Source organism: Methylorubrum podarium, assembly GCF_022179745.1.
Taxonomy (GTDB): domain Bacteria; phylum Pseudomonadota; class Alphaproteobacteria; order Rhizobiales; family Beijerinckiaceae; genus Methylobacterium; species Methylobacterium podarium.
In genome coordinates this window covers 1-5,101 of record NZ_BPRD01000194.1, presented here as the reverse complement: position 1 = coordinate 5,101, position 5,101 = coordinate 1, and the positions used below count along the sequence as shown (strand labels likewise).

The following is a 5,101-nucleotide window of genomic DNA, read 5'->3' as shown; positions in this document are numbered from 1 at the left end:
AGGGGGAGGAGAGAAGCGGTGGCTGAAGTGATCGACCGGAGGCCGTACAGGACGGCTTCCCCGGCCGGGTCCGCGGGCGCGCGTCTTCCGCCAAAAACAAAAAGGCGCCGGTTGCCCAGCGCCTTCCCAGAACCCGAAACTCCAAAAAAATCAGAGGCTCAGCGTGTGCTTGGCTTCCTGCATCTGGACGATCTGGGCGTTCAGGGCCTCGCGCTTGGCGTAGTCCTGGGTCGCGTCGCGGGCGAGTTCCGCCGCCTCGATCTCCTTGTCGATCATGGCGGGGGTGACTTCCTCGATCGGCGCGGCGCGCTCGGCGAGCACCGTCACGCTGGTCGGGCCGATATCGGCGAAGCCGCCCTGGACGTAGATGCGCTTGCCGTTGCCGGCCGTCTCCGTGACCGTGATGACGCCGACCTTGAGGGCGGTCAGCACCGGGGCGTGGCCCGGCAGCACGGTCATCTCGCCCTCGGCGCCGGGAAGCTGCACCGCCTCGACCTCACCGGAATACAGCGTCCGCTCGGGGCCGACGAAATCGAAATGGAAGGTGGCCATGCGTCAGGTGTCCGCGAGAGGATGAGCGGCGCGCGGGTCGTGCCCGTCCCGCGCGCCGGGTTGGAAGCGTCGGCCGGCCTCAGGCCGCGAGCTTCTTGGCCTTCTCCTGGGCCTCCTCGATGGAGCCGACCATGTAGAAGGCGGCCTCCGGCAGGTCGTCGTACTTGCCCTCGACCAAGCCCTTGAAGCCCTTGATCGTGTCTTCCAGCGCCACGAGCTTGCCCGGCGAGCCGGTGAACACCTCGGCGACGTGGAACGGCTGGGACAGGAAGCGCTCGATCTTGCGGGCGCGGGCCACCGTCAGCTTGTCCTCTTCCGAGAGCTCGTCCATGCCCAGGATCGCGATGATGTCCTGGAGCGACTTGTAGCGCTGCAGGGTCTGCTGGACGCGGCGGGCGACGTCGTAGTGCTCCTCGCCGAGGATCGCCGGCGAGAGCATGCGCGAGGTCGAGTCGAGCGGGTCGACGGCCGGGTAGATGCCCTTCTCGGCGATCGAGCGCGAGAGCACGGTCGTGGCGTCGAGGTGGGCGAAGGAGGTGGCGGGCGCCGGGTCGGTCAGGTCGTCCGCCGGCACGTAGATCGCCTGCACCGAGGTGATCGAGCCCTTGGTCGTCGTCGTGATGCGCTCCTGCAGGGCGCCCATGTCGGTGGCGAGCGTCGGCTGGTAGCCCACCGCCGAGGGGATGCGGCCGAGAAGCGCCGACACTTCCGAACCCGCCTGCGTGAAGCGGAAGATGTTGTCGACGAAGAAGAGCACGTCCTGGCCCTCGTCGCGGAACTGCTCGGCGATGGTCAGGCCGGTCAGGGCGACGCGGGAGCGGGCGCCGGGCGACTCGTTCATCTGGCCGTAGACCAGCGCGCACTTGGAGCCCTCGGCCGAGCCGTTGTTCTCCTTGGGGTTCTTGTTGACGTTGGACTCGATCATCTCGTGGTAGAGATCGTTGCCCTCGCGCGTCCGCTCGCCGACGCCGGCGAAGACCGAGTAGCCCGAGTGGGCCTTGGCGATGTTGTTGATCAGCTCCATGATCAGCACGGTCTTGCCGACGCCCGCGCCGCCGAACAGGCCGATCTTGCCGCCCTTGGCGTAGGGGGCGAGCAGGTCCACGACCTTGATGCCGGTCACCAGGATCTGCGCCTCGGTCGACTGCTCGTCGTAGGAGGGCGCCGGCTGGTGGATGGCGCGGAAGGTGTCGGCCTCGATCGGGCCGGCCTCGTCGATCGGCTCGCCGATGACGTTCATGATGCGGCCGAGCGTGTTGTGGCCGACCGGCACCTTGATCGGCGCGCCGGTGTCGGAGACCTCCTGGCCGCGCACGAGACCTTCCGAGGTGTCCATGGCGATGCAGCGGACGGTGTTCTCGCCGAGCTGCTGCGCCACCTCGAGCACGAGGCGGTTGCCCTGGTTCTTGGTCTCCAGCGCGTTCAGGATCTCCGGCAGGTAGCCGTCGAACTGCACGTCCACGACCGGGCCGATGACCTGGGTGATGCGGCCCTTGGCGTTGGACGCCGTGGAGGGGGAAGCGGTGTTCGCCATTGCGATAGATCCTTTATGCGGCGGTCAGAGCGCTTCCGCGCCCGAAATGATCTCGATGAGTTCCTTGGTGATCATCGCCTGACGCGTGCGGTTGTAGACCAGCGTCTGCTTCTTGATCATCTCGCCCGCGTTGCGGGTCGCGGAATCCATGGCGCTCATGCGCGCGCCCTGCTCCGAGGCGGCGTTCTCGAGGAGCGCCCGGAAGATCTGGACGGTGAGGTTCTTCGGCAGCAGGGTTTCGAGGATGGTCTCCTCGTTCGGCTCGAACTCCATCGCCGCGTCGGCGCCGGCCGCCTTGCCATTGCCCTTGGTCGCGTCGGCCTCGGACAGCTCGGCCGGGATGATCCGCTGCGCCGTCGGGATCTGCGAGATCACCGAGCGGAACTCGGAGTAGAACAGGGTCGCCACGTCGAACTCGCCCGCCTCGAAGCGGTTGAGGATGTCGTCGGCGATCTCGGCGGCGAAGGGGTAGTCGACCGGCTTGTTGCCGCGGATGTCGCGCGAGGCGATGATCTGCTCGCGGAACTGGCGGCGCAGGATGTCGAGACCCTTCTTGCCGACGGTGATGATCTTGACGGTCTTGCCCTCGGCCGTCAGCCGGTTGGCGTGGTCGCGGGCGAGACGCGCGATTGAGGAGTTGAAGGCGCCGGCGAGGCCCCGGTCGCCGGTGCAGACCACGAGCAGATGGGTCTGGTCCCGGCCGGTGCCGGAGAGCAGGCGCGGGGCGCCGACGCCGCCGATCAGGTTTCCGGCGAGGTTGCCGAGCACTTGCGCCATCTTCTCGGCGTAGGGGCGGCCGTTCTCGGCGGCGGTCTGGGCGCGCCGCAGCTTGGCGGCGGCGACCATCTGCATCGCCTTGGTGATCTTCTGCGTCGCCTTCACCGAGGTGATGCGGTTGCGCAGATCCTTCAAACTCGGCATCGGCGGGCGTCCGGATCCGTTCGAGAGAGCCTCTCCTCCCCCCTGTGGGGAGGAGCCGGAGGTGGTGCGGGATGGGGCGCGGCGGTGCCTTCTGCCCGACCCCCACCCCTACCCCTCCCCGCAAGGGGAGGGACAGTGCGTCTTACGCGACCGACACTTACGCGAAGGACTTGGCGATGGTCTCGATCACGCCCTTGAGCGTGTTGGCGTTGGCGTCCGAGAGGTCCTTGGAGTCGCGCACCGAGTCGAGCCAGTCCTGGTGCTTCGAGCGCAGCGTGCTCAGGAGCTGGTCCTCGAAGGGACGGACCTGATTGACCGGGAGCTTGTCGAGGTAGCCGTTGACGCCGGCGTAGATCACCGCGACCTGCTCTTCCATCTTCAGCGGCGAGAATTGCGGCTGCTTCAGGAGCTCGGTGAGGCGGGCGCCGCGGTTCAGCAGGCGCTGGGTCGAGGCGTCGAGGTCGGAGCCGAACTGGGCGAAGGCCGCCATCTCGCGGTACTGCGCCAGCTCGCCCTTGATCTTGCCGGCGACCTTCTTCATCGCCTTGGTCTGGGCCGAGGAGCCCACCCGCGAGACCGAGAGGCCGACATTCACCGCCGGGCGGACGCCCTGGTAGAACAGGTCGGTCTCGAGGAAGATCTGGCCGTCGGTGATCGAGATCACGTTGGTCGGGATGTAGGCCGAGACGTCGTTGGCCTGGGTCTCGATCACCGGGAGCGCGGTGAGCGAGCCCTTGCCGGCGGCGTCGCCCATCTTGGCGGCGCGCTCGAGCAGGCGCGAGTGGAGGTAGAACACGTCGCCCGGATAGGCCTCACGGCCCGGCGGGCGGCGCAGCAGCAGCGACATCTGGCGGTAGGCCACCGCCTGCTTCGACAGGTCGTCATAGACGATCACGGCGTGCATGCCGTTATCGCGAAAGTACTCGCCCATGGCGCAGCCGGCGAACGGCGCGATGAACTGCATCGGTGCGGCGTCCGAGGCGGTGGCGGCGATGACGATGGAGTATTCCATCGCGCCCTGGTCCTCCAGCACCTTCACGAACTGGGCGACGGTGGAGCGCTTCTGGCCGATGGCGACGTAGACGCAGTAGAGCTTGGCGTTCTCGTCGGTGCCCGAATGGGCCGGCTTCTGGTTCAGGATGGTGTCGAGGGCGATGGCGGTCTTGCCGGTCTGGCGGTCGCCGATGATCAGCTCGCGCTGGCCGCGGCCGACGGGGATCAGGGCGTCGATCGCCTTGAGGCCGGTGGCCATCGGCTCGTGCACGGACTTGCGCGGGATGATGCCCGGGGCCTTCACGTCGACGCGGCGGCGCTCGGTCGACTGGATCGGGCCCTTGCCGTCGATCGGGTTGCCGAGGCCGTCGACCACGCGGCCGAGCAGGCCCTTGCCGACCGGCACGTCGACGATGGCGCCGGTGCGCTTGACGGTCTGGCCTTCCTTGATCTCGCGGTCGGAGCCGAAGATCACGACGCCGACATTGTCCTGCTCGAGGTTGAGGGCCATGCCGCGCACGCCCGACTCGAACTCGACCATCTCACCGGCCTGGACGTTGTCGAGGCCGTAGACGCGGGCGATGCCGTCGCCGACCGCGAGCACCTGCCCGACTTCCGTGACTTCGGCCTCCTGGCCGAAATTCTTGATCTGCTCTTTCAGGATCGCGGAGATCTCGGCGGCGCGGATGTCCATCGTCGGGCCTCTTTAAAGGTCGGGTGCGTGTCTGTTCGGGTGTCGGGTCGGTTCCGCGAGGGTTTTCAAAACCCTCAGCGGGCTTCCCGCATGGCGAGACGGATGCTGTTGAGCTTGGTCCGGAGCGAGGCGTCGACCATGCGCGAGCCCATCTTGACGACGATGCCGCCGATCAGGCTCGGGTCGATGTGGAGGTCGATGTCGACCTCGCTCTTGGCGACGTCGCGCAGCGAGGCCTTGATCTCCTCGATCACCGCGTCCGAGGGCTTTTCGGCGACGCGGACCTCGGCGCGGACGATGCCCTTGGCCTCGCGCACCTTCTCGCGATAGGCGCGGATCATGTCCGGCAGGGCGAAAAGGCGGCGGTTGGCGGCCGCGAGCTTGATGAAGTTGGCGGCGAGCCCCGC

General features: G+C 67.7%; 5 protein-coding genes. All 5 read right to left on the bottom strand.

All coding sequences use genetic code 11. From position 1 onward, the window contains the following. Window positions 1–150 precede the first annotated feature (150 nt). Window positions 151–552, bottom strand: coding sequence for a F0F1 ATP synthase subunit epsilon (locus MFF42_RS10640; RefSeq protein WP_238255734.1), 402 nt, complete (start codon window positions 550–552; stop codon window positions 151–153). Between the two features lie 79 nt (window positions 553–631). Then, window positions 632–2,086, bottom strand: coding sequence for a F0F1 ATP synthase subunit beta (gene atpD / locus MFF42_RS10635; protein WP_238255733.1), 1,455 nt, complete (start codon window positions 2,084–2,086; stop codon window positions 632–634). Between the two features lie 24 nt (window positions 2,087–2,110). After that, complete coding sequence (locus tag MFF42_RS10630) at window positions 2,111–3,007, bottom strand: F0F1 ATP synthase subunit gamma (RefSeq protein WP_238255732.1); 897 nt, start codon at window positions 3,005–3,007, stop codon at window positions 2,111–2,113. A gap of 157 nt (window positions 3,008–3,164) precedes the next feature. After that, window positions 3,165–4,694 carry a F0F1 ATP synthase subunit alpha gene (atpA, locus tag MFF42_RS10625; RefSeq protein ID WP_238255731.1) on the bottom strand — a complete coding sequence of 510 codons (1,530 nt, stop codon included), beginning with the start codon at window positions 4,692–4,694 and terminating at the stop codon, window positions 3,165–3,167. A gap of 74 nt (window positions 4,695–4,768) precedes the next feature. After that, on the bottom strand, window positions 4,769–5,101 hold a 333-nt coding region (gene atpH, locus MFF42_RS10620; RefSeq protein WP_238255730.1), incomplete at its 5' end, for an ATP synthase F1 subunit delta.

Excerpts from the sequence above, each read along its gene's own strand:
- MFF42_RS10640 (WP_238255734.1), bottom strand. The coding sequence starts at position 552 with ATGGCCACCTTCCATTTCGATTTCGTCGGCCCCGAGCGGACGCTGTAT.
- atpD (WP_238255733.1), bottom strand. The coding sequence starts at position 2,086 with ATGGCGAACACCGCTTCCCCCTCCACGGCGTCCAACGCCAAGGGCCGC.
- MFF42_RS10630 (WP_238255732.1), bottom strand. The coding sequence starts at position 3,007 with ATGCCGAGTTTGAAGGATCTGCGCAACCGCATCACCTCGGTGAAGGCG.
- atpA (WP_238255731.1), bottom strand. The coding sequence starts at position 4,694 with ATGGACATCCGCGCCGCCGAGATCTCCGCGATCCTGAAAGAGCAGATC.